The 24,854-nt window shown below is 63.2% G+C and carries 19 protein-coding genes and 1 pseudogene; 7 read left to right on the forward strand and 13 right to left on the reverse strand.

Annotated features, from left to right (window positions below; genetic code table 11):
• Nucleotides 1–4: 4 nt before the first annotated feature.
• Together ACTJJN_RS05925 and ACTJJN_RS05930 are read right to left on the reverse strand one after the other, a co-directional pair.
• Entirely contained in the window at nt 5–838 is an 834-nt protein-coding gene (locus ACTJJN_RS05925; protein ID WP_003253930.1) for an urease accessory protein UreD, read from the reverse strand.
• Nucleotides 839–1,115: 277 nt separating this feature from the next.
• A complete protein-coding gene (locus tag ACTJJN_RS05930; RefSeq protein ID WP_047605149.1) occupies nt 1,116–2,030 on the reverse strand; it encodes a site-specific integrase in 915 nt (304 codons plus the stop codon).
• 216 nt (nt 2,031–2,246) lie between these two features.
• Between ACTJJN_RS05930 and ACTJJN_RS05935 the strand changes: the two genes are divergently transcribed.
• Nucleotides 2,247–3,428 (forward strand): NnrS family protein, encoded by a 1,182-nt coding sequence (locus ACTJJN_RS05935; RefSeq protein WP_192907456.1) that lies wholly within the window; start codon nt 2,247–2,249, stop codon nt 3,426–3,428.
• A gap of 97 nt (nt 3,429–3,525) precedes the next feature.
• On the opposite strand, the gene ACTJJN_RS05940 is transcribed toward ACTJJN_RS05935, so the two are convergent.
• From ACTJJN_RS05940 to ACTJJN_RS05975, 8 genes are all read right to left on the reverse strand, one after another.
• Nucleotides 3,526–5,787, reverse strand: coding sequence for an ATP-dependent DNA helicase (locus ACTJJN_RS05940; protein ID WP_440781100.1), 2,262 nt, complete (start codon nt 5,785–5,787; stop codon nt 3,526–3,528).
• Nucleotides 5,784–7,433: a VRR-NUC domain-containing protein gene (locus tag ACTJJN_RS05945; protein ID WP_221100143.1), complete on the reverse strand. Its 1,650-nt coding sequence runs from the start codon at nt 7,431–7,433 to the stop codon at nt 5,784–5,786. Before ACTJJN_RS05945 ends, ACTJJN_RS05940 begins: the two co-directional genes overlap by 4 nt.
• 125 nt (nt 7,434–7,558) lie before the next feature.
• The gene (locus tag ACTJJN_RS05950; protein ID WP_049770730.1) at nt 7,559–8,866 is read right to left on the reverse strand and encodes an MFS transporter; all 1,308 of its coding nucleotides are present in this window, start codon (nt 8,864–8,866) and stop codon (nt 7,559–7,561) included.
• A 99-nt stretch (nt 8,867–8,965) separates the two neighbouring features.
• The gene (locus ACTJJN_RS05955) at nt 8,966–10,183 is read right to left on the reverse strand and encodes a fumarylacetoacetate hydrolase family protein (RefSeq protein ID WP_017147671.1); all 1,218 of its coding nucleotides are present in this window, start codon (nt 10,181–10,183) and stop codon (nt 8,966–8,968) included.
• A 20-nt stretch (nt 10,184–10,203) separates the two neighbouring features.
• Nucleotides 10,204–11,262 carry an Ldh family oxidoreductase gene (locus ACTJJN_RS05960; RefSeq protein WP_012052581.1) on the reverse strand — a complete coding sequence of 353 codons (1,059 nt, stop codon included), beginning with the start codon at nt 11,260–11,262 and terminating at the stop codon, nt 10,204–10,206.
• A 35-nt stretch (nt 11,263–11,297) separates the two neighbouring features.
• Entirely contained in the window at nt 11,298–12,839 is a 1,542-nt protein-coding gene (locus ACTJJN_RS05965; RefSeq protein WP_012052582.1) for a UxaA family hydrolase, read from the reverse strand.
• A 146-nt stretch (nt 12,840–12,985) separates the two neighbouring features.
• Nucleotides 12,986–13,957 carry a LysR family transcriptional regulator gene (locus ACTJJN_RS05970; RefSeq protein ID WP_012052583.1) on the reverse strand — a complete coding sequence of 324 codons (972 nt, stop codon included), beginning with the start codon at nt 13,955–13,957 and terminating at the stop codon, nt 12,986–12,988.
• Nucleotides 13,958–13,984: 27 nt separating this feature from the next.
• Nucleotides 13,985–14,932: a LysR family transcriptional regulator gene (locus tag ACTJJN_RS05975; RefSeq protein WP_019437173.1), complete on the reverse strand. Its 948-nt coding sequence runs from the start codon at nt 14,930–14,932 to the stop codon at nt 13,985–13,987.
• A 101-nt stretch (nt 14,933–15,033) separates the two neighbouring features.
• Here ACTJJN_RS05975 and ACTJJN_RS05980 point away from each other — a divergent pair, with 101 nt between their 5' ends.
• Nucleotides 15,034–16,347 carry an L-fuconate dehydratase gene (locus ACTJJN_RS05980; RefSeq protein WP_088512261.1) on the forward strand — a complete coding sequence of 438 codons (1,314 nt, stop codon included), beginning with the start codon at nt 15,034–15,036 and terminating at the stop codon, nt 16,345–16,347.
• Nucleotides 16,348–16,413: 66 nt separating this feature from the next.
• Nucleotides 16,414–17,715: an MFS transporter gene (locus ACTJJN_RS05985; RefSeq protein ID WP_108078442.1), complete on the forward strand. Its 1,302-nt coding sequence runs from the start codon at nt 16,414–16,416 to the stop codon at nt 17,713–17,715.
• A gap of 127 nt (nt 17,716–17,842) precedes the next feature.
• On the opposite strand, the gene ACTJJN_RS05990 is transcribed toward ACTJJN_RS05985, so the two are convergent.
• The 3 genes from ACTJJN_RS05990 to ACTJJN_RS06000 form a co-directional block, all read right to left on the reverse strand.
• Nucleotides 17,843–19,198 carry a GntR family transcriptional regulator gene (locus ACTJJN_RS05990; protein WP_088512263.1) on the reverse strand — a complete coding sequence of 452 codons (1,356 nt, stop codon included), beginning with the start codon at nt 19,196–19,198 and terminating at the stop codon, nt 17,843–17,845.
• The gene (locus ACTJJN_RS05995) at nt 19,198–20,583 is read right to left on the reverse strand and encodes a hypothetical protein (protein ID WP_088512264.1); all 1,386 of its coding nucleotides are present in this window, start codon (nt 20,581–20,583) and stop codon (nt 19,198–19,200) included. The genes ACTJJN_RS05990 and ACTJJN_RS05995 overlap by 1 nt, the downstream gene beginning before the upstream one ends.
• Nucleotides 20,584–21,100: 517 nt before the next feature.
• Nucleotides 21,101–22,123 (reverse strand): zinc-dependent alcohol dehydrogenase family protein, encoded by a 1,023-nt coding sequence (locus ACTJJN_RS06000; RefSeq protein ID WP_010953736.1) that lies wholly within the window; start codon nt 22,121–22,123, stop codon nt 21,101–21,103.
• A 206-nt stretch (nt 22,124–22,329) separates the two neighbouring features.
• Between ACTJJN_RS06000 and ACTJJN_RS06005 the strand changes: the two genes are divergently transcribed.
• The 4 genes and pseudogenes from ACTJJN_RS06005 to ACTJJN_RS06020 all read left to right on the forward strand — a co-directional run bounded on the left by ACTJJN_RS06005 (nt 22,330) and on the right by ACTJJN_RS06020 (nt 24,792).
• Nucleotides 22,330–23,244, forward strand: a complete 915-nt coding sequence (locus ACTJJN_RS06005) for a LysR family transcriptional regulator (protein ID WP_014591302.1) — start codon at nt 22,330–22,332, stop codon at nt 23,242–23,244.
• Nucleotides 23,245–23,385: 141 nt separating this feature from the next.
• Nucleotides 23,386–23,610, forward strand: a pseudogene (locus tag ACTJJN_RS06010) (LysR family transcriptional regulator); the annotation flags it as partial.
• Nucleotides 23,611–23,664: 54 nt separating this feature from the next.
• Entirely contained in the window at nt 23,665–24,243 is a 579-nt protein-coding gene (locus tag ACTJJN_RS06015) for an NAD(P)H-dependent oxidoreductase (RefSeq protein WP_003253953.1), read from the forward strand.
• A gap of 165 nt (nt 24,244–24,408) precedes the next feature.
• The gene (locus tag ACTJJN_RS06020; RefSeq protein WP_003253954.1) at nt 24,409–24,792 is read left to right on the forward strand and encodes a MerR family transcriptional regulator; all 384 of its coding nucleotides are present in this window, start codon (nt 24,409–24,411) and stop codon (nt 24,790–24,792) included.
• Nucleotides 24,793–24,854: the final 62 nt, after the last annotated feature.

Consider the following 24,854-nt stretch of genomic DNA (forward strand, 5'->3'; position numbering starts at 1 on the left):
TCTCTCAGGTAGCCCAGATACGCGGCGGACAGGCTGGCAGGCCGAGGATGGCCGGGCGCAGCACATGCCACAGGCGTTGCAGGGTGCGTTGCAGGTGTTGGTTGTCATGGTCGAGCACGCGGATCACCAGCAACGACCCGAGCAGGGTCGCACCGGCCGGGTTGCCCAGTTCATCGAGTAGCGGGCGCACCTGCTCCAGTACTGCCTGATCGGCAGGTGCGGCACAAAAGGTGGCGAGTAGCGGATGCCCACCCAGCTTGCCCAGGTGCCCGCCTGCGAGCCGCAGGCGCTCATGCAGGCCAACCTCGTCAGGCAGTTCGATGTGCAAAAGGCTGTCGAGGGCGCCGTGGTCGAAACGCTCGTTCATGACCGGACGGCCCAGGCACAGGGTTTCCCAGGCCAGCAGGCGGGCGCCCGGCTCGAGGGTAAAACGGCTGGCGAGGCTGGCGCGGGCGCCGGAGAAGAAGATGCTGTCCTGCGGCAGCCACTCCAGGGTGCTGCCCGTGGCCATGTGGAAGCGTTGGGTCAACCGCGCGGTCGGGCCAATGCTGCGGTAGAACTTGCTGGCGCCGGGCATGGTCAGCAGCGCGTGGCTACCCGGCTCCAGGTGAATGTCCAGTTCCAGGCGGTCGCCGGCGACGATACCGCCCGGCGGGTGCAGGACATAGACATGGCACGGCGCACCTTCGGGATAGAAAGGCCGCTGCACCAAAAGAGGTCCGAAATGCTTCCACGCACCAAGGCGGGTCACGCCGTCACGCTGCACAAAGCGCAACTGCAGGTGAGCACTCCAGCCTGCATCGTCTTGTTGTTGTTCGATCTGCTCCGCGAGCGACATCCTGCGGCCCCTGAAATCCGTGGCCTGCTGGCCGTTTAGAGGGTCCGGCGCGGGCGCCTGCTAGCGCGCACGGCCTGACCACTCGATCAAATTCGCAGGCTGGATATAGCAGGTTGCGGGCCAACTTCGCAGGTGAACGATGATGAAACCTGTGCGGTGCCCGCTCTGGCATCGGGCATGCGGGGGAATGGCGCACAAAGCAGGGGCGTGTGTCGGCCCTGTTTCGGTGCCGGCATACGTGAAAAGGGGGCTGCTTTGAGCCCCACAATATCAAGCCTCAGTAATCGAAGCGGTCCACGGCTCGCCGACGCTCGTTGTCATCACGCCGGTCATAGATGGCCGTGGTCTGGATATTGGCATGGTGCGCCAGCTTCTGCGCAATCGACAGGTCGTGCTCTTCGATCACCCGGGTAATGAATGCCCGGCGAAAATCGTGCGGCATGATCTTCACCCCCACCTGCGCGCCGCGCTGGCGGGCAATGTAGTAGATCGCATGCTTGGTAATGCGCGCCCGGGTAATGTGGTTGCCGCGACGGATGCGGTTGAACAGGAACGGGTCATCTTCCGCCCCGGCAGGCAGGTCCTGGCGGCGCAGTTCAAGCCAGGCCTGCAGCTTCTCGAACGCCCACGGCGGTGCGTACTTGACCAGCTGGTGGTTGCCCTTGCCCACTACCTGCAGGCTGCGCGCCTCGAAGTCGACCTGGTCGAGGTCGATGTCGACCGACTCCGACTTGCGCATGCCGGTGCCGTACAGCAAGGCAATGATCGCCGCATCACGTACCCCCTGTGGCCGCGGGTCGGCGGCGCACACATCCATCAGCTCGCGGATCAGGCTGCGGCGCAGGTTGCGCCCTGGCGGCAAACGGGTGCCCGTGGCCGGCTTGACCTCGCGAATACGCAACAGCTGCTCGTGGTCGATCAGGCCCTGACGCCAGGCCTCGTTCATCACCCCGCGAATCGCGTTGACGTACAGCGACGAGCTGTTGGGCGCGTAGCCATCGGCACGCAGGGCAGCCACCAGTGCAATCACATGGCCCGGCTCGAGCCGATGCCAAGGCACATCGACAATGTTGCAGTCGACAAAACCTAGCCGGTCGGCGGCGTCCTGAAGAATGTAGCGCATGGTTTGCTGGCTGGATGGGGCCAGACGGGCCATGTACTGCAGCAGCGGATTTTTCGAGAGGTCGGACAAAACGTGAATCCTGTAGCGAAGCGTCAGCCGGCACTGAACCAGGCAAACCCTGAAGCAAGTCAAAACGACATACAAGCCAGTCTGAATGACCGCAATACGCGCGTGTCATTCGGACCCTGAGAAGTGCCATCACCTTGATATTCAAGGGCTTTGCAAACTGGCACGGATCGTGATCTTACCCCAATTGAAGCCTACTGAACGAACCAAGGACTGCCCATGCTCTTGCAACCCACTGCTTCACGCCCACGCCAAGCCGTCTGGAGCCTGGGTTTTCGCCCGTTCTTCCTGGGTGGCAGTTTGTTTGCGCTGATCGCCCTGCTGTTGTGGGCCGGCGTACTGGCTGGGGCACTGGCCCCTGCACCGCCCGGGGGTATGCTCGCCTGGCACCGCCACGAGATGCTTTACGGCTTCGCCGCCGCCATTATCGCGGGTTTTCTGCTGACCGCCGTGCAGAACTGGAGCGGCATCCCAGGCTTGAGCGGGCGGGCGCTGCAGGGTGTGTTCCTGCTTTGGCTGCTGGGGCGGGTAAGCTGGTTTATGCCACTACCGGGTAGCTTGCTGGTACTGGTCGAGGGCAGCTTCCTGCCATTGGTGGCATTGAGCCTGGCGCGACCGGTCCTGCAACGGCGCCTGCGCAACAACTACCCGATCGTCGTACTGGTGCTGTTGATTGCCGCCTGCCAGTGGCTGACCTTGGCCGGCTGGTTGCACCAGGACGAACTGTGGCAGCGTCGTGGAATATTTGCCGGGCTGTGGCTGGTGACGGCGATGATGACCGTACTCGGCGGCCGGGTCATACCCTTCTTTACCCGCCGTGGCCTGGGTCACCTTGACGCGGCCCCTGCCCGCCCATGGCTGGACCGAGCCTGCCTGTTGCTCAGCGTCGCAGTACCGCTGGCGTTTGCCACCGGCCTGGCCGATACGCCGCAAGCAAATTTGGCGGTGCTGTTTTTTGCCTTGTTCGCGCTGCACGCGACCCGACTGGTGCTGTGGCATGACCGTGGCCTGTGGCGCGTACCGTTGCTGTGGTCGCTACACCTGGCCTACGCCTGGCTCGCCCTGGCCTGCCTGGGCATGGCGTTGTGGCATAGCGGGGTGGCCCTGAGCCCGAGCCTGGTGACCCACGCTCTGACCGTTGGCGCCATGACCGGGCTGATCCTGGCCATGATGGCGCGGGTCAGCCTGGGCCACACCGGCAGGCCATTGCAGGTGCCGACCAGCATTGCCTGGGCCTTTGCCCTGATGCAACTGGCGACCTTGGCCCGGGTGATTCTGCCGCTGTTCACATCGCTGGGGGTAAGCGTTTCGGCACTGTGCTGGAGCCTGGCGCTGTTGCTGTTCCTGCGCCATTACCTGCCCATCCTGCTCCGGCCCCGGGCAGACGGAATGCCCGGTTGACGTGCTTGGGCCGCCTTGCGGCGGTGTGCCATGAGGGGAACTTGGTGGATGGTTTGATCCCCCCTGATTGCGACTGATCGTCAAAGGCGAAAGACCGCTAGACAATAGCCGCCGCCCACCACCCTGGAAACATCTGCTGAACCCGGGGCTCGGCGAAGCGTTCGTCAATCAGCACCAGTACGCCACGGTCCTGGTCACCCCGAATAACCCGGCCCGCCGCCTGGATCACCTTGCGCACGCCCGGGTAGAGGTACGCGTAATCGAAACCCGCGCCAAATTGCCGCCCCAGGCGCTGTTTGAACTGCTCGTTGACCGGGTTGACCTGAGGCAGCCCCAGGGTAGCGACAAACGCACCAATCAGCCGCGTGCCGGGCAAATCCACCCCTTCGCCGAAAGCGCCGCCCAATACAGCAAAGCCCACACCTCGACCATCGGCGACAAAGCGATCGAGAAATGCCTGGCGAGCTGCCTCGTCCATGCCCGGCTCCTGTGACCACAGTGGAATCTGCCCATGCTGCTCGGCCAACAGCCCTGCCACCTGTTGCAGGTATTCGAAACTGCTGAAGAACGCCAGGTAGTTACCCGGCATACGCTCATACTGCCGGGCAATCAGGTCAACGATCGGCGCCAGGGAGGCTTGGCGCTGCTGGTAACGGGTGGACACCTGGCTGGCAATGCGCACCTCCAGCTGTTCGGCACGGAACGGCGCGGCCACGTCCAGCCAAGCGGTATCGGCTGGCATGCCCAGCAGGTCGCTGTAGAAGTGCCGTGGGCTCAACGTGGCGGAAAACAGCGTCACACTGCGCGCCGCCTGCATGCGTGGTGCCAGCAGCCGCGCCGGGGTGACATTGCGCAGGCACAGCGTGGCCAGCCGCCGCTTGCGCGGGCCCTGGCGCTGGCTGATGTCGAACAGAAAGTGCTCGTCGAACAGCTCGGCAACCCGGCAGAACTGCAAGGCCTGATAGAAGAACTGCAACACCTGGGGGTCGATGTGCGTGGGGGCCTGGTTCATCTGTTCCTGAATCACCCCGACGCACTGCTGCAGGGCGCGCAGCAGGCCTTCGGGCAGCGACTCGCTGGCCTGGTACGGCGCACGCTGCTCTTTATACAGGGCGTTCCATTGCCTGTTCAGGCGGTCCAGCGCACTGACCAGCCCAGGCGGTTTGCTCTGGCGCAACGCCAGCAGCTGGCCCTGGTCAAGGCTGGCGCTGTACATGCCGCGCCCACGCTCGACCAGGTTATGCGCTTCGTCCACCAGTACTGCCACTCGCCACTGGTTGAGCTGGGTCAGGCCGAACAGCAAAGCATGCGCATCGAAGTAGTAGTTGTAGTCGGCGACCAGCACGTCGGCCCAGCGCGCCATCTCCTGGCCCAGGTAGTACGGGCACACCTGGTGCGCCAAGGCCACTTCACGCAGGTTGGCGCGGTCGAGCAACGGCAGTGCTGCCGCAGCCTCGCGCGCAGCCGGCAAACGGTCGTAGAAACCTGCGGCCAATGGGCAGGACTCACCATGACAGGCCTTGTCCGGGTACTCACAGGCTTTGTCGCGGGCGATCAACTCCAATGTGCGCAGGGCAGGTTGCGGCGTGGCCTCGGTGATCTGGCGCAGGGCATCCAGGGCGAGTGCCCGGCCTGGTGTCTTGGCGGTGAGAAAAAACAGCTTGTCCAGCTGCTGCGGCACCATGGCCTTTAGCAGCGGGAACAAGGTACCAAGGGTTTTGCCAATGCCGGTGCTGGCCTGGGCCATCAGGCAACGGCCGGTGCTCACCGCTTTGTATAAGGTTTCAGCCAACTGCCGCTGGCCCTTTCGGAACTGTGGGTAGGGGAAACTCAGCGCCAGCAGGCCTTGGTCACGGTCGGCCAGGCGTCGTTGCTGCGATCGGGCCCAGCCCAGAAAGCGCTGGCACTGGGTTTCGAAGAAGGCCTGCAGCTCGGCAGCCGAACAGTGCTCCGTGAACAGCGTCTGGCTGTCGCTGTCCACGTCGAGGTACACCAGCGCCACCTCGATGGCGGGCAGTTGTCGTGCCTGGCACATCAACCAGCCATAAACCTTGGCCTGTGCCCAGTGCAACTGACGGTGATTGGCCGGTTGACGCGCCAGGTCGCCACGGTGCGTCTTGATCTCTTCCAGGCGATTGCTGCCAGGGTCATAGCCATCGGCGCGGCCCCGCACCCTGAGGGTTTCGAACCGGCCTTCAAGGGCGATTTCCGACTCGTAGCCAGCAGCCCGCCGCGCCACCACCCGCTGATGCCCTTCGATACCCTCCTGGGCGGTGGGCGATGGCGTGAAGCGCAGGTCCAGGTCACCGACCTTGGCGCTGAACTCACACAAGGCGCGCACCGCTACGCTGTAGCTCAAGGCGTTTCGCTCCAGCGCACGTGGCACACCGCGACCGGAAGGCCGTGCTGCCTGCAGAACTCCAGCCAGCGCAGCTGATTGTCCTGCAGGCGGTCACCGGGCCCCTTGACCTCGACCATGCGATAACGGCCCTGCTCGGGCCAGAACTGAATCAGGTCGGGCATGCCGGTACGGTTGTTGCGAATGTCCTGCAACAGGCGCAGGAAACATTGCTTGAGCGCCGCGGCCGGCAGGCAAGCCAAGGCCTGCTCCAGCAGTTCCTCGCTGAGCATGGACCAGAACACGAACGGCGACTGCAGCCCCTGTTTGGCCACGTAGCAGTCGAGAATCGCCTGGCGATGGCTACCCTCGTCGAGCCTCCCGAGGCAGCGTTCGAACAGTGCACTGCGCCGTTGCTGGAAGTCGCTGTCGTGCAGGTCCTGTGGCGCGGCCTGGAACGGGTTGAAGAATGCGCCGGGCACCGGGGCGAAGATGGCCTCCCAGCACAACAGGCCAAACAGGCTGTTGAACAGCGTGTTTTCCACGTAATGCGCCTGCCCCCCCTCTTGCATCAGGTGCTGACGCACGGCTTCTTCAACGCCCAGTGCAGCGTCCCCGCGGGGCAGTTCGAGCTCGATCAGTTCCAGCGGCGTGGTGCGCTGGCGCCGCTGTGGCGGGCCGCCGAGTTTGCGCGCCAGGCGTGGCAGCATGCGCTGCAGCGCCTGCACCTCCAGCGCGTTGGCAGGTGCCGCAGCCAGTTGCACCGCCAGTGCATGGGCCTGGTGCCACTGTTCGGTGCGCTCCAGCACCCTCACCTGGCGAATGCGCGCCTGGGGATGGTTGCATTGCGCATACACCGTCGTGGCCAGGTCCCATTCACCCAGGCGTTCGCATTGTTGGCCCACGGCGAATTGCAGTCGTGCATGGCGCCGGGCCAGCCAGGGGTTGCTGCTGTGCAGACCCTGCAGGGTGGCAAGGATCGGCAGCGGGTCGCCGCCCTGCTCCAGGCGCTCGGCGCACTGGTGCAGCGCCATGGCCAGGTCGACATCGTCACGTTGCTGCAAGGCACGCGAATCGGAGCTGAACGGCACCTGCTCGTAACGCAGCAAGCCCAGGTCGGCAAGGACGAAGTCTGACCAGTCCTGGTACAGGTTGCCGAAGAACAGCAGGCGCATGCGGTCGCACAGAGGTTGCAGGCACCACTGGAGGATGCGCACCTCGCTGGCAGGAAACCACTCGACCAGTGACCGGGCTGCCAGCGCCAGGGGTTGCAGCTGTGCCAACAACTCATGCTTGGCCGCGCGCGGGCGGTTCAGTTGCCGGGCGAAGCAGCGGGCCAGTTCTTCCTTGCGCAGCAACGCGAACAGCTGTTCAAGGTCCAGTTGCTCGGGCTCCCGTACCCAGCCGAGGGCCAGCAACGGCTGCAGCGCCAGTGCAGTATCGCCGATTTCGGCGTAGTCGAGCCGATCGCTGCGAAACAACTCGCCTTTGCGCATCACCATGCGCACCATCAAGGCCTGGGCTGGCGCTTGCAGTTGACTGAAGGCACGGATGAAGGCCAGTTCCTGGTCATCGAGCAGGTCCTGGTAGCGCTGTTCGACCCACAGCACGACCTGGCGGAAGTTATGCAGGTAGTAGAACGGGTCGTCGACGGAATGGGCGATCACGGGCGGAAGTCAGGTAGCGGCAACAGGCACTGTTTATACATACAGATACCCCTCCATGACAAGCGCCGCGGGTCGCGTCACAATCAACCAAGGGTTCAGGGGCTGCACTGCAGCCCCCGTAGCGTTCACGCCTGTTCAGTTGCGCCAGCCATCCCGCCCGCCTCGACCCTGGCACTGCCAATGGGCGCCTGAAGCAGCAGGAAATACGCCACCGCCGAGCACAGCGCCACCACCGCGCTGATCATGAACGCTGTGGTGAACGAGCCCGAGTACTGGATGCTGAAGCCCGTCACGATCGGTGCCACCGAGCCTGCGATGTAACCGCCGAAGTTCTGGATCGAGCCAAACGAGGCCACGCGCTGGCTGTCGACAATGGTGTTGACGATCATCCAAGCGGTGGCACTGGCCATATTGATGCTGAACAGCGCCAGGCAAAGCAGCATGATGCACCCCGTTAGGCCGGTGACGAACGACAGTGGCAAGGTGAACAGCGCTGCCAGCACCAGGCCAGTGATGACACTGAACTTGCGGCTGCCCAGCACGCTCATGCCACGCCTTACCAGCCAGTCACAGAAGCGCCCGGCAATGATGGTACCCGCCGCACCGAAGCCATACGCCAGCGACACCACCCAGGCGGTCTTGTACAGGTCCAGGCCATGCTCGCGCTCGAAGTAGCCCGGCAGCCAGGTCAGGTGCAGCCAGAGCATGTAGATCACCCCCATGAAACCCAACACCGCGCCCCAGGTACTGCGGTGCTTGAACAGATCAAGCCAGCCGGCAAAGTACGAAGCCTTCGGCGCGGTTACCGTGGCGGCCGCAGCCTGGCGCTCACTCGGCAGCGGTTTGCCTTCGGCGGCAAGCTCTGCCAGAAAACGGGCCTTGCTCTTGTAGAAGGTCAGCCAGCACAGCGCCAGTACCACGCCGATCACGCCGGTAATGATGAACATGCCGCGCCAGCCAAAGTTGACCATGAACAGCGTCAGCAACGGCGGCGCCAGGCAGGGGCCAAGACAGGTCGACGACCAGACCACACCGGTCGGGGTGCCGCGCTCGTTGGCGTCGAACCACTCCGACAATGCTTTGGCCGCCGATGGAAACATCGGCGCCTCGCCAATCCCCAGCAACACCCGCAGGCCCATGAAACCGGCAAAACTGTTGACCATGCCAAACGCCGCCTGGGCAACCGACCAGCCCAGCAACGAAGCGCCGAGGGCGATCTTGCTGCCCAGGCGGTCGATGATCATGCCCATTGGCAACTGGGCAAAGGCATAGGCAATGGAAAACGCCGACAACAGGATGCCCATCTGCGACGGGCTGATCATCATGTCTTTCTGGATGGAGGTGTTGGCGATCGACAGCGCACTACGGTCCAGGTAGTTGACGATGCCGATCAGCAGCAGGAACACGACGGTAATGCGCTGGTACTTCTTCATTGGGTTCATGTGATGACCTTTATTATTATTGTTGCCGCGCTGTCAGCGCCTTGACGATCCCTCGATGATGCTGCGCCCCTCCCTGACGCAGCGAGCCGTTCAAAGCGGGCGGGCGGTGGCCGCGACCTCCAGCAGGCCACGCCGGCCGAGGTTGTCGATCAACGCGCGCAGGCCGAAGTCCCACTGCGGTGCCAGATCGCTGGTGGTCACGCGGTTGCACAGGGTACCCAGTTGCGGGTTGCTGATGCTCACCACGTCACCCGGTTTGTGGGTAAAGCCGTTACCCGGCTGATCGCGGTCCTGCTTGGGGGCGAACAGGGTACCGAGGAACAGCACCAGGCCGTCAGGGTACTGGTGGTTTTCGTTGAGGGTTTGCTGCACCAGGTCTTGCGGGTCACGGCTGATCTGGCGCATGGAACTGCGCCCGGAGAGGATAAAGCCGTCCTCGCCTTCCACCCGCAGGTCCACCTCGGCAGCACGCACATCGTCCAGGCCGAAGCTTTCGTCAAACAACCGCAGCAGCGGGCCCAGTGCAGTGGAGGCGTTGTTGTCCTTGGCCTTGGACAGCAGCAACGCGCTACGCCCTTCGAAGTCACGCAGGTTGACGTCGTTGCCGAGCATGGCGCCCTTGATGCTGCCATTGCTCGACACGGCCAGCACCACTTCCGGTTCTGGGTTGTTCCAGCTGGACTTGGGGTGGATGCCGATGTCGGCGCCGTGGCCAACCGCGGACAGCGGTTGGGCCTTGGTGAACACTTCGGCATCCGGGCCTATACCCACCTCCAGGTACTGCGACCACAGGCCCTGCTCTACCAGCACCTTGCGCAGCGCTTCGGCCTGAGCCGAGCCGGGCACAATCTGCGACAGGTCGGCGCCAATGCGGCTGGCCAGGGTGTCACGGATGGCGTCGGCCTTGGCCGGGTCGCCCTTGGCTTGTTCTTCTACCACACGCTCCAGCAGGCTGGTGGCGAAGGTCACACCAGCAGCCTTCACCGCTTGCAGGTCGATCGGCGCCAGCAGCCACGGCTGGTGCGGGGTGCGCCGTGTGGGATCGCTGTTGCCCAGCAATGCCGGCAGCGCAATCAAGGGTTCGGCCAGCGGCAAGGCACGCAGGTAGGCCACCGGATCGTCCACTTCCAGCAGCGCCGAGACGGTCGCCACGTGGGTGCTGATGTCGTAGACGGCGCCGGCTTTCACCAGCACCACCGCCGGCCCCTGCTCCGGCAACCAGACGCGCCCTACCCAGCTGCCGCTGTCAAAAACGCTGGCATCATGGTTCAGTGGCAGCGGTTGATTGGCGTTCGTTCGATCAGTCATCTGTGTTCCCTTGCTGTGCATCATTGGAAAAGTCCCGGCAGTTGCAACTGCCCAGCCACACGCTCAAGGTCGGCTATCAACTGCGGCGAAAGGCTCACGCCCTGTTCCACGGCCTGGCGACGCAGGGCAAGGCCTGCTTGCCCGGGCAGGCGTACCGGGCGTTCGGGGTCGAGCGGGCGGCTTGCCAGAACCAATCCCCCCAGGAAGCTGGTTTCGTCGAGGAACGCCTCCAGGCCGCCGAACATGCGCGGGTCAATCACCAGCGCAGTGGCCGAGGCGCCCCACTGATCCGGTGCATCCTTGCGCCCATGGCCGGCCAGCCCCGAGGTGAGGGCTTCGACCAACAGCGCAAGGGCAAACCCTTTATGGCCAAAGGCCTGGCCGCCGAGCGGCAGGATGCTGCCTTGCGGGCGGGTAAAGAAATCGCCCGGGTCATCGCTGAGCTGCCCGTCATTGCTCACCAGCACCGGGTGCGGCAGACGTCGGCCGGCATCGCGGCATTGGCCGACCAGGCCGAGGGTAACGGTGGACATGCTGACGTCCAGCAGGATCGGCTCACCCTGGGTCGGGATACCGGCAGCAATCGGGTTGGGGGTGTACACCGGGTCGATGCCACCATGAGCACAGACCAACCCCACCGACGGATCCGACGAGTAGACGATGGCCAGCAACCCTTGGTCGGTGTATGGCTTGAGGTAGGCGGCCAGGCAGCCGATATGGGCAGCGCGGCGTACTACCGCAATACCGATGCCCTGCTTGGTCGCGCCCGCGGCCGCGCAATCCAGTGCCCGGCTGACGCAATAGGGCCCCAACACGTAGTGGCCGTCGAACAGGCTGGAAACACCACTGTCGGCGACCTGTTCCAGCGCCTGCGCGCGGGCCTTGACCTGCCCGCTGAGCACGCCGTCGATGTAGCGGCTGACCAGGTTGAGGCCATGGGTACGGTGGCCGAGCAGTTCGCCTTCGAGCAGCACCCGGGTCACCACCTGGGCGACCTCCACGTCGGCTCCGGCTTTCATGAACAGTTGCTCGACAAACGTGGTAAGCGTTTGCACGTTGTACCGTGTGGTTTGAATCATTGCAGTTGCCTCGCAAATGGGACGGGAGCGATCAATCAGGTCACGGCGCCGATCTGCCACGGGACGAACTCGTTTTGCCCGTAGCCGTGCTGTTCGCTCTTGCTGCGTTCCCCGGAGGCAATGCGCAGCATTTGCTCGAAGATGAATGCGCCGCGCTCTTCGATGCTGGTGGAGCCATCGACGATGCCGCCGCAATTGACGTCCATGTCCTCTTGCTGGTGCTCGAACACCCGGTTGTTGGTTGCCAGCTTGATCGATGGCGCCGGGGCACAGCCGTAGGCCGAGCCGCGGCCGGTGGTGAAGGCGATCAGGTTGGCCCCGCCGGCCACCTGACCGGTGGCCGAGACCGGGTCGTAGCCGGGGGTGTCCATGAACACCAGGCCCTGGGCACGTACGGCTTGCGCGTACTGATACACATCGACCAGGTTGCTGGAACCTGCCTTGGCCACTGCGCCCAGGGATTTCTCGAGGATAGTGGTCAGCCCCCCTGCCTTGTTGCCGGCCGAGGGGTTGTTGTTCAATTCGGCGTTCATACGCTGGCAGTAGTCTTCCCACCAGCGAATGCGCGCCACCAGCTTCTCCCCCACCTCACGGCTTACCGCGCGGCGCGTGAGCAAGTGCTCGGCACCATAGATTTCCGGGGTTTCGGAGAGAATGGCGGTACCACCGGCGGCCACCAGGCGGTCAACGGCATTGCCCAGTGCCGGGTTGGCGGTGATCCCCGAATAGCCATCTGAGCCGCCGCACTGCAGGCCAACCACCAGGTGGCGGGCACTGACCGGCTGACGCCGTACCCGATTGGCCTCGGCCAACAGCGCCTTGACCTGGGCGATACCCGCAGCGATGGTTTTCGAGGTGCCCCCGATCCCTTGGATGGTAAAGGCGCGCAGTTGTGCACTCGCCTGCAGGCCATGGGTTTCCAGCAGGGTTTCGATCTGGTTGGTTTCGCAGCCCAGGCCGATGATCAGCACGGCAGCGAAGTTGGGGTGGACGGCGTACCCGGCCAGAGTACGGCGCAGCAGGCCCAAGGCTTCACCGCTCGGGTCCACTGCGCAGCCGGCACCGTGGGTCAGGGCGACCACACCGTCGACATTCGGGTAGTCGGCCAGCACCTCGGGGTGAATGTCACGGCGGAAATGGTCGGCCACGGCCCGGGCCACGGTCGCCGAACAGTTCACCGAGGTGAGAATGCCGATGTAGTTGCGGGTGGCGACACGGCCATCGGCGCGCACGATGCCCTGGAACTGCGCGGCGCTGCCTGGCAGGCTGCGGGTATCGACACCAAACGCGTAGTCGCGGGCAAAATCGCCCATCTGCACGTTGTGCACGTGCACATGGTCGCCAGCGTCGATCGCCTGGGACGCAAACCCGATGATCTGCCCGTAACGGCGCAACGGCTGGCCTTGCGCCACAGGCTCGGTGGCGAGCTTGTGGCCTGAAGGGATGGGCTGGCGCACGGTAATCGCCTCGGCATCCAGGCGCACGCCTGGCAGCAGGGCCTGGCGGGCGATGACGACGTTGTCCAAAGGGTTGAGGCGGATGACCGCGGGGTCACCGGATTTGGCAATCAGTTGCATGGGACCTCTCAGGGCGGAGCGGCTGACTTCTTGTTATGGCTGTCGCCACTGTAAGAAGCCTGGTGCCGCATTCCCAATGAGATGATCCGATCGTGCGATAACCTGGAGTTATCGCAAGGGTATTTGGGTGCGTGATCTTCAATCGGCTAGGGGTGGAACGCAGCATCTGCCGGAGATTGCCGCCGTCGCTGCGCGCCCTCCAGCAGAATCTCGACAAACGCCCTGGCGGAGGCGCTCAGCGGTTCATCCTTGCGGGTAACCACACCATACTCCAGCGCGGCCACCTGCAAAGGGCTGCGCAGCTCCTTGAACTGCCCACTGGCCAACTGCGCGGCCACCATCGAGCGCGGCAGCATGGCAATCATCGGTGCCGATTGCAGCAACTGCAGGAACATGGGCATGGAGATGGTCTCCACGCAGTCGGCAGGCGTGGCGATTCCGGCCACTCGGAACGCCTGCTCCAGGCGGTTGCGGATCGGCGTACCCACCGGGTACAGCACCCACGGCCAATCGCCTAGCGCCTCAAGCGGTGTGTTGTCGAGCCGGTTGAGCGGGTGCTCGCTGTTCACCACCAGGCTGAAGGGTTCAGGCTCCAGCGGCTGGAAGTCGAACAGCTGACCGAAGCGTTCCTCGGTGAAGCGGCCAATCATGATGTCCAGCTTGTTCTGCTCGAGCATGGTCAGCAGGTGATCGCTGGAATGCTCCACCACTTCAATCGACAGTAACGGGCTTCGCGCCTTGATGGCGGCGATGGCCTGCGGCAATACCAATGCGGTCGCGGCAAAGATCCCGCCAACGCGGATGAAACCGTGCCCGCCGTTGCGCAGGCGGTTGACCTGGTCGACGAACTGTTGCGACTCGGCCAGGGCACCCTGGGCGTACCGCACCACGTATTCACCCAGCTCGGTGGGGGGCATGCTGCGAGGCAGGCGCTCGAACAGGGCAAAGCCGAACTGCTCCTCAAGGTCACGCAGCATTTTGCTGAGCGCCGGCTGGCTGAGGTTCATGCGCGTGGCAGTGGCGTGCATGTTGCGCGTGCGCGCCAGCGTGTCGATCAACACCAGGTGCTTGTAGCGGATCCAGTTGCAAAAGCTGGAATGGGTCATGTCCGGCGGCATAGACGCAGGGCCTCATGCAGGTGAAAGTTATTGTGCCCGCAGGTAGCGCAGCAAGGTATCAAGGGCAACCGAGTTGGGCCGCGAGCGCAGGGTCAGCACGCCGAGGTTGGCCATCGCCAGTGGCAACTCCACCGGCAGGATGGCGACCATGCCATAGCGGGCATAATGCTGGGCCACGTCATTGGGCACCACCGCAATCATTTCGGACGCTTCGAGCATGGCAGTGGTCGCCAGGATCGAAGCGGTTTCGACGATATCCAGCGACTGCACCATGCCACCGGCCTGCAATGCGCTTTCGACGCGACGGCGCATCGGGCTGCCGATGGGGTGCAAGATCCACGTCAAGCTCACCAGGTCGGCCAGCTGCAGCCCTGTGGCTGTCGCCAAGGGATGACCTGCGCGAGCAATTACGCGCATCTGCTCACCGCCGTCGAACAGCTCGATATTCAGTTCCTGGCTGTCGCTCTGATCCGGCAGGCGCCCCACTACCATATCGAAATCACCGCGTAGCAAGGCCGGCAGCAAGGTGTCGCTGGTGCCCACTTCCAGCGAGATACGCACCTTGGGCTGGTCGCGCTTGTAGGCCAGCACCGCCTTGGTCAGCACGCCCGGTACCGGGCCCATGACGCTGCCCACCCGCACCAGGCCCAACGCCCCGCGCGCCAGTTCGGCGATTTGCGCCTGGGCATGATCGAACTCATGCAATGCGTTTTGCGCATAGCGAATCATCACCTCGCCATACAGCGTCGCTTGCATCCCCCGGGGCAGGCGCTCGAACAAACGTACCCCCAGGCGCTCCTCAAGCTGCTGTAGCAACAGGCTGGCGGCCGGTTGCGTGGTGTGCATCGCGGCGGCGGCGCGGCGCAGGTTGCCGAATTCGCCCAGGGCATTGAGCAACGTGATCTGACGGCTGGAAATCTTCAAGGCACCGAGGCTGGCAGGCGCCTGGGCCTTGTCAGGTGGCAAGCGAGACATATCGAATCCGGTATCACTGATTAAGATTTGGCGATTATGCCTGTATCGCTCGACAACCTACAGTCAGCTCTCCCTGTGCCTGAACAGAACAAGAGTCGACCATGAGCATACGCATTACCCACCTGAGCGTTCGCGATATCCGTTTCCCCACTTCGCTGTCGCTGGATGGCTCCGACGCCATGAACAGTGCCCCCGACTATTCGGCGGCCTACGTGGTGCTGCACACCGACGCTGCAGCCCTCGAAGGCCACGGCCTGACCTTCACCATTGGCCGTGGCAACGAGATATGCGCGGCAGCGGTGCAGTCGCTGGCCCCCTTGATCGTCGGCCTTACGCTCGAAGAAATCAGCGCCGACATGGGCGCTTTCTGGCATCGCTTTACCGTCAGCGACAGCCAGTTGCGCTGGCTGGGCCCGGAAAAGGGCGTGATCCACCTGGCCACCGCCGCCATCATCAACGCGGTGTGGGACCTGTGGGCCAAGCACGAGGGCAAGCCCGTTTGGAAACTGCTGGCCGACATGACGCCAGAGCAGCTGGTGCGCTGCCTGGACTTCAGCTACGTCACCGACGTGCTCACCCCCGAAGAGGCCATCGCCCTGCTGCGCCGCCAGGCGCCGGGCAAAGCCCAGCGCGAGGCACACATGCTGCGTGAAGGCTACCCCGGGTACACCACTGCCCCGGGCTGGCTGGGCTACAGCGAAGAGAAAATGCGCAAACTGGCCCGCGAGGCCGTGGCAGACGGCTGGACCCACGTCAAACAGAAGATCGGGGCCGACCTGGAAGAAGACATCCGCCGCGCCAGCATCCTGCGCGACGAAATAGGCTGGGAACGCACCCTGATGATGGATGCCAACCAAGTGTGGGGCGTCGAAGAGTCGGTGGCCAACATGCGCCGCCTGGCCGCCTTCGAACCGCTTTGGATCGAAGAACCGACCAGCCCCGATGACATTCTCGGCCACGCCACCATTCGCCAGCGCATTGCGCCAATCGGTGTCGCCACCGGTGAGCACTGCCACAACCGGGTGATGTTCAAGCAGATGTTCCAGGCCGGCGCACTGGACTTCTGCCAGCTGGACGCAGCCCGCCTGGGCGGCCTTAACGAGGTCCTGATCGTACTGCTGATGGCCGCCAAGTACGACGTGCCGGTCTGCCCGCACGGCGGTGGCGTCGGGCTGTGCGAGTATGTGCAGAACATCGCGCTTTTCGACTACATCGCGGTGTCTGCCTCGCTGCACAACCGGGTGCTGGAGTATGTCGACCACCTGCACGAGCACTTCATCGACCCGGTGGTGATCCATCGCGGGCGCTACATGCCGCCACAACGCCCTGGCTACAGCATCGAGATGCACGCTGAGACCCTGGAACGTTATCAGTACCCCAACGGCGCAGTGTGGCTCGACATCAACCGTTCCTGACCCACAGACCTGAGTGTGCCGCTGCTGCGCGGCACACCACCAGCACTTTTCACGGGGAAAAAAACAATGACAACCCTCACCCGCGCAGCGGCTTGCGCCCCAGCCACCCCCCATGAGCAGCGCTTGAACGGCCTGCTGCTACGCAAATTGATGCCACTGCTCATCGTCGTCTACGTGATGAGCTTTCTTGACCGCACCAACATCGCCCTGGCGAAAGCCAGCATGGGCATCGACCTGGGCCTTTCGGCAGCCGCCTATGGCCTGGGCGCGGGCTTGTTCTTCCTCACCTATGCCTTGGCCGAAGTGCCCAGCAACCTGATCATGCACCGGGTGGGCGCGCGCTTCTGGATCACCCGTATCATGATTACCTGGGGTTTGCTCTCGGCAGGCATGGCCTTCGTTCAGGGTGAAACCTCGTTCTACATCATGCGCCTGCTGCTGGGGGTCGCCGAAGCTGGCCTGTTCCCCGGGGTAATGCTGTACCTGACCTACTGGTTCGACCGCGAACAACGCGCCCGTGCCACGGGGTACTTCCTGCTGGGTGTGTGCCTGGCCAACATCCTTAGCGGCCCGCTGGGCGGTGCCCTGCTGGAGCTGGACGGTGTACTGGGCTGGCATGGCTGGCAATGGCTGTTCGTGCTCGAAGGCCTGCCCGCCGTAGCCCTGGCCTATGTGGTGTGGAAGAAGCTGCCGGACGGTCCAGCCTCGGCACCTTGGCTGACGGCTGCCGACGCCCAGGACATCGAGCGCCGCCTGGCCGCAGAGCAGGCGGCCGCACCGCAGCAGAGCAAGCTGGGGCAGATGTTCCGCGACCGGCAGATCTGGCTGGCGATCGTGGTCTACTTCGTGCACCAGATCACCATCTACACGGTGATTTTCTTCCTGCCGGGCATTATCGGCACCTACGCTGCGCTTTCGCCCTTCCAGGTCGGCCTGTTGACAGCGGTGCCGTGGATTGCAGCAGCCATGGGTGCTGCGACCTTCCCACGCCTGGCCACCTCGCCGCGCCGCTGCCGCACCCTGCTGTTCTTTGGCCTGCTGACCATGGCGGCCGGATTGCTGCTGGCATCGCTGGCCAACTCGTTCATCGGCCTGATCGGGTTTTCCCTGACCGCGCTGATGCTGTTCGTGGTGCAGTCGATCATCTTCGTCTTCCCCTCCAGCCGACTGAGCGGCAGCGCGTTGGCGGCGGGCCTGGCCTTCGTCACCACTTGCGGTCTGTTTGGCGGTTTCGTCGGGCCGTCGGTGATGGGCCTGATCGAGCAGACCACCGGCAGCACCCGCAACGGGTTGTGGATCATTGCAGCGTTGCTGGTATGTGCGGCGCTGGTCAGTACCCGTTTGCGTCAAGGGCAAGAGCAACCCTGAGGCGTACTCAATTTACACCCCCTGCAGGTGGCTCTTTGTGCTGCGAGTGAGCCTTGAGATCTTCAGGCCGTCATTTCACTTGTCGGCCCTCTCGCAGCACTTGGCGGCGCCTGCAAGCGTCTTGATTTCAACTTGAGAAGCGGGTGTTTCGCCCGCAGCGCACCTCAAGCGCCTGCGCCAGTCGCCTTACCGCCAGTTGCAGTTCATCCGGGCGCCCCCCCAGCCAGATCAGCGCAAGGTGTTGAGGGTAATGCCCCGGCAGGCCGAACTGCTCGCCCGGTAGTGCGTGCAATGCAGAGCCTGCCAACGCTGCGGCAATACCGTCCCACGCCAGCGGCTGGCAAAAGCTCACCCACAGCATTTGCCCACCTTGCGGCATGTCGAAGACCACCCGTTGACCGAATTGCGACTGCAGTACATGCGCCAGGTATTGCGTACGCCTTTGCAAGTCTGTGCGTTGCTGTACCAGCTGCGTTTCGATTTCCCCCTTGCCGAGCATGTGAGCAAGCGCCTGCAAACGTAGCGGCGCAAGCCGAAACGCCCGTTCAGCGAATGCCTTGGCCAATACGGTGTCACGGCTCAGTAAATAGGCATACGGCGCCTCTGCCCCCACTGCGGCCTCGAACGTGCCCATCACCAGAAGCCAGCGCGGGTCGATCCAGTCACGCAGGCGTGTGCTCGGCGGCCCGTCGTAACAGAGCTCGCTGTCCAGGTCGTTTTCCAGCAGCCATACAGGGTGCTGGCCAAGCAAAAGACCAAGCTGCTGCTGGTAATACGGTGAAACCAGCTGCCCTTGTGGCATGCCCAGGCAAGACGGCATGACCAGCAGGCTTACCGGCTCGCTACCCAGCAGCTTGGCCAACGCGTGCAGCTCGGGGTTGCCACGGGCATCCAGTGGTGTTTCCAGCACGCGCATGCCGGCACGCGCCAGGGCGCGCAACACTTGCCAGCAACAAGGCGAATGCACCAATGCGGTACCACCTTGCAGGGCCAGCGCCGCAAGCAGCGTCTCCAGCACCGCCAGCACATCGGGGGCTAGCTGGACATCATCGGCATGCCAGTACTGGTTGGAGCAGCGGGTGTATCGCTCAGCCACAGCATTGCGCAAACGGGCGCTACCCAGCGCTTCCCAGGACGCAACGCTGCGATCACGCTGACGGGCCAAACGCCGTTCGTGACCAAGCAGCATGCGCTCCAACAGTGGCTGCGTCGGCAAGGGAGGCTGCCGGGCCACGGCCACGGCCTGATCTTTGCCACCGCTCTGTACGTAATAGCCCGACCTCGGCAGGCAGTGTACACGGCCCTCCTCTTCCAGCAGGCTGTAGGCACTTTGTACCGTGGCCAACGACACCCGCAGCCGCCGGGACAGCTCACGCAATGATGGCAACCGGCATGTGCCAACGCCTGCAGCTTGTTCGATCAACGCTTCCAGGTAGCGATACACCTTGCGATACGCGAACTCGCCTGGGGCCGCTCGCCCCATCAAGGCAGCCCCGCAACACCACGCCGCCGCCCCAACGCCAGCTGCGGCAGCAGCCTCAGGTGTACATCGCGGCGGGCCAGGTTGTTAAGCAGGCGCCATCCCGCCAGCGGCAACTGCCCATCATAAATTTGCCGCAGTTGCCCCAACGGCAAGCCACTGGTATTCACCAGCCAGGCTTTGACTGCATCGGGGCAGGGTTTGCCTTGCAAGGCCCTGTGCAGGTACGGCAACGCCACCACCATGTCGGCGTGCCTACACTGCAAGAACCGCTCGAGGTTTTTCCCCTGCCTGGCAAACGGGCTGAACAGCAGGCACACCAGTTGGGCCTGATTGATGCCGTAGGCTTTGCCCAATAGCAACGGCGCGGCGTCACGCTGCTTGCTGCCGCCCGCCTGCCCTGCCAGCCTCAGCGCTGGGCGCCCGGCCAGCGGCTCCAGACTGCGGGCGCGCAGTTCATGCAGCTGGGCCGTGGCTAGCGAGTCAACGAATTCGGACAGCGGCAAAGCATCCGCAGCCGTCTCGAAGTGACAACCCAGCATCGCGTCAAGCTGCGGCTCTTCAAGCAAGTGCGGCAACAGGTCATCAATAGCGATCAGCCGCACCGGCGCGCGCTCCGGTACGGCGCCTGGAACCGGCTCGTGCTGACCACCCGGTGCGCCCCCAACAGCACCGTGCAATCGGCTCAGCCCTTGGGCCAGCGCCGCCAGGCACTGGTGCACTGCATGCGAGCCACGCACGCCGGCCAGGCGCAGGCTACGCCGGGCCCACGCCAGGTATCGGCGCCGCTGCAGCCCGGGCATGGCGGTGACCAACGCATCGGGAGGCACCGCTGCCTGCAGCGCCTGACCCACGGCCCCGGCCAGCTCCAGGTGCAGGCGGCAGCCCAGCAGGGCTTCAGGCCTGGCATCGATCATGTGGCCGAACATCAACATCGCGTCCCTCGCCAGCAGCCAGCGCTCAGGCATTACCGAGAGCCGACGACTGAACGGCACCACTGCGCGCCCCTCGATCATCTGCAATTGCACCCGCGGGTCATCCTGCATGAACAACGCGCTAAAACTGCGCTCGTGAGCTTCCAGCGTGGCGCTATCGGCAACCGGCAGGCTGACCACCAATACCCGCAGCTGGAAGGTTACCGGCGAACGCAGGGCAATGCTCAGTTGCGCGGCACGCAACATGGCCAGCAGCCGGCTGCTATGGCGGTCGCTCCCTTGCAATACCTGCAAGCTGAAAGTACCGATGTACTCCGGCCCGCCTGCAGCGACCAACAGGCGTTGTATCAGCAACTGCAAGGAAGCGCGCTGGGCCTGGGACATGTGGTTCAACAAGCGCTCGAGTACTTGCTGGTAGATATAATGCATCGCCTGGTCGTGAATAGCAGTCACGCAATCACCTCATCAACTTCATGCAGCCAGCGCATGCGGTATCCAACATTTGAACGTGAACATGCGCCGAACTTACCTAGAAGAAATTTCTTACAACAAAATGAAAGTAATGACGTAACCCTTCACTGTCGCCAAGCCATCGAGAAGAAACCACCCCTGCGATGGCCTGTCGCTGTCACATGCTGCTCTATATCAGGCATAGCCATGCTCATCCCACGTTCCTTGCACAAACTATCATTGGGCCATTATCGAGAGGGAGGCAGCATGAATTGAAGATACAGTTCAGGGTAAAAAAACCATTCAGCATCCGTGTCAGTTCACAGTGACTCGCAAGGCAAAAGCATTCAAGGCTGATTATTTGCCGGGATATTTCTGACAGCCCGAAAGCTACGGACTTATATGTAGTCCACATCTGGGTTTATTGTAGGAACAGTCCTACTTTAAGTGTTGAAACACTTTACTCCGCGCATAAAAAACCCGGGACATTGCCCGGGTTTTCCGCTTGCGCCACCCACCGTCAGTGTTGCGCCATGTCCAGCACGACGCGCCCGCCGCACGGGCATTGGTCCATGTAGCGATGCGCCTCGACCACCTGCTCGAACGGGTACACCTTGATGATCTGCGGTGTCAGCAGCTGATCGGCGGTGAACTGGTTGATATCGCGCAAGGCACGCTGCAGTGCCACCTGGTCCTGGCTGATGCCAAGCTCTGGCTTGCCGGTGAAATTACCGATGCAGTGCACATAGAACTGAATGTTCTTCTGGAATGCCGCGCAGGCCGGGAACGGCGTCTGGTTGCCGCCTTGCAGACCGTACAGCACCAGGCTGCCACGCGGCGCCAGCACATCACCCAACAGCGACATCTGCGGGCCGCCCATGCCGTCGAGCACCATGTCCACACCACGGCCATCGGTGTACTTGCCAATCTGCAGCAGCAGGTCTTGCTCTTCGGTGACGATCACTTTGTCTGCGCCCAAGCCCAGCAGGTAGTCACGCTGCGCCGCTTCCTTGGTGGCGGCGAACACTTTCAGCCCCAGGGCCCTGCCCAGCTGCACGAAGGCAGGCCCGGCGCAATGGCTGGCATCGGTGACCAGTGCTGTCTGCCCGGCCTTGGCCCGTGCCAGGTCGACGTAGGCGAAGTAGGCGATCAGCAGCGGGGTGTAGTGCACGCTGGCCTCGATCGGGGTGAGCACATTCGGGTAGCGCGTGATGGCTGTACGGGGCAGTACGATGACATCGCCGTACACCGGGTGGTCGTTGGCACTGGTGGCCGGGAAGCTGGCGACCCGATCACCGACGGCAATGTCATCGACCCCTTCACCGACCGCAGTCACCACCCCGGCCATTTCGTGACCGATCCCCGCTGGCAGACGCGCCTGGGACGGTGCCAGATTCTGGCGCCAAAGCACGTCATACCAGCTGACGCCAACCGCTTCGACGCGGATCTGCACCTCGTCGGCAGCGGGTGACGGTTCGGCCTGCTCTTCGCAACGGAGCACGTCGGCAGCACCGAACTTGTGGAAACGGATCATGCGGGACATCGCATACCTCGCCTTTGTGAACCTCTAATTACCACTGACTCTATCCGGGCTTTGCCCGTTAGACCATCAGTGGGCATTAATAGTCGACATGCTTGTCATCGATTGGGCACCTGACTTTCCCTGCGATTGGTCCCCCTAAACCCGTGCAGGGTAACAGCCTTTGGCCTTAAGATTCACCTCTGCCCCACATTAGGCGAAGCGCACCGATGAATCGAAACGACCTGCGTCGTGTAGACCTCAACCTGCTGATCGTGTTCGAAACGCTGATGCACGAGCGCAGCGTGACCCGTGCCGCAGAAAAACTGTTTCTCGGCCAACCGGCCATCAGCGCGGCGCTGTCGCGCCTGCGCAACCTGTTCGATGACCCGCTGTTCGTGCGCACAGGGCGCAGCATGGAGCCGTCGGCACGGGCCCACGAGATCTTCGCCCTGCTGTCACCGGCACTGGATTCGATTTCCACGGCAGTCAGCCGCGCCGCCGAATTCGACCCGGCCACCAGCAATGCGGTGTTCCGCATCGGCCTGTCGGACGACGCCGAGTTCGCCTTGCTGCCGCAACTGCTCAAGCGCATTCGCGCCGAGGCACCCGGTATCGTGCTGGTGGTGCGACGGGTCAACTACTTGCTGATGCCAACCCTGCTGGCCTCGGGCGAGATTTCGGTGGGTGTCAGCTACACCAGCGAACTGCCGGCCAACGCCAAGCGCAAGGTGTTGCGCCGCAGCATGCCGAAACTGCTGCGCGCCGACAGCGTACCCGGCAGCATCACCCTGGATGACTTCTGCGCCCGGCCCCATGCGCTGGTGTCGTTTGCCGGGGACTTGTCCGGGTTCATCGACGAAGCCCTGGAAGAAATCGGCCGCAAGCGCCACGTGGTGCTGGCGGTACCGCAGTTCAACGGGCTGGGGAGCTTGCTGGCAGGTACCGATATCGTGGCGACGGTACCGGACTACACGGCGGATGCACTGACGGCCGCCGGCGGCTTGCGGGCCGAGGATTTGCCGATACCCGTGCGCAGTTTCGAACTGCACATGGCCTGGCGCGGGGCACAGGACAATGACCCGGCGGAGCGGTGGCTGCGGTCGCGGATACAGATGTTCTTTGGGGACCCTGAGAGTCTTTAGGGAAAATCCAGACAAGTCACCCAGCACCCGGCAACGGCTGATTTCCGGGCTCAGAAAAGCTCGATTTGTAGGCGAGGATTATTGAACATCAGGGCAGCACTGGTTTTTCTGGCTTTAACATGCTCTAGTCCTGCCCCCCCCCTGACGTTCAACGACACCCTCAGCCACGCTTATGTCGCCCTCAACGCCAACAGTGCCCTCGCCGTCTATCTGGAGGCGAAAGCCCTTCAAGCCGGTTGGCGCTTGCAAGTGCGAGTGCGGGCTCAACGCACATTGCGTTTCTGCGCCCCCTCATTCAACGGTTTGCCGGGCTCCAGCCGAGCGCTGCTGGACTGTTTGTCTCTACCGCTAACCGGCAAGGCTTGACTCTACCGTAAGGGGCAGACTTTACCCTTGGCACTTCATTACCTGGAGTTTGTCATGAAGCGCAAACGCATGCTCGTAATCCTCGGCCACCCTTCGAACGACAGCTTTTGCGGCGCTGTGTCCGAACGTTATGTCGAGGCTGCCACGCAAGCAGGCCATGAGGTGCGCCTGCTGCGCCTGGATACCCTGGATTTCGACCCGGTCTTGCACGATGGCTATAACCAGATCCAGTTGCTTGAGCCCGATTTGATCAACGCACAGAACGACATTACCTGGGCCGAACACCTGACATTGGTGTACCCGATCTGGTGGGGCGGCATTCCGGCATTGCTCAAGGGGTTCTTCGACCGCGTGTTTCTGCCCGGTTTTGCCTTCAAGTACCGCAAGGGCTCGCCCTTCCCGGATAAGCTTCTCAAGGGCCGCACCGCTCACCTTTTGGTGACAATGGACACGCCGCCGTGGTACTACCGGTGGGTGTATCGCATGCCGGGCCTGCACCAAATGCGCAAGACCACCCTGGAGTTCTGCGGCATAAAACCCCTGAAAACCCTGACCTTCGGTCCGGTATTGGGCTCCAAGCCGGAACAGCGTGAAGCCTGGCTCAAGCAAGTCCAGGCCGTCGCCAGCCGCTGATCGGCCCCGGTCAGGCCGTGCCCCTGCGCTGCCCAGCCGAGCCTCCCTGCTGTGATGCCTTGTTCAGCCTGGCTTCCCACCCCCTGACGCTTGTGCAAAAATGTCGCGCGCCTGTACGAGCACGCGACATCTTTTCGCTTCTGATGCGCCAAAAAAGGGATTTTCATGTACATCGGCAAAGCCGCCCAGCTGTCGGGCACCACCGTCAAAAGCATCCGCCATTACGAAGAAATCGGCCTGTTGCCACCCCCGCAACGCGAAGGCAAGTACCGCATCTACAGCCAGCAAAGCGTAGAGCTGCTGACCTTCATCAAATGCGCTCAGCAACTCGGTTTCAAGCTCAAGGAAATGCAGGCCATTCTGCAGGATCATCGCGGCCAGGAGCTGCCCTGGGATCTGGCCATGCAGGCCATCGATAACAAAAAGCAGGAATTGATGGGGCAGATCCAGGCCTTGCAGCAAGTGCATGACGGCTTGGTTGAGTTTGAGCTGAGCCTCAAAGATGCTCAGATGCAATGCCAGTTCGAACACCTGGAAAAAGCCCGCTGAATCCGCTCCGCCGCCCCTGAACGGCCATGGCGCCCCGTGCCGTTTTCAGCACGCAGGCGCCC

The sequence above is a fragment of the Pseudomonas sp. 22515 genome, assembly GCF_052044625.1.
Classification (GTDB): domain Bacteria; phylum Pseudomonadota; class Gammaproteobacteria; order Pseudomonadales; family Pseudomonadaceae; genus Aquipseudomonas; species Aquipseudomonas alloputida.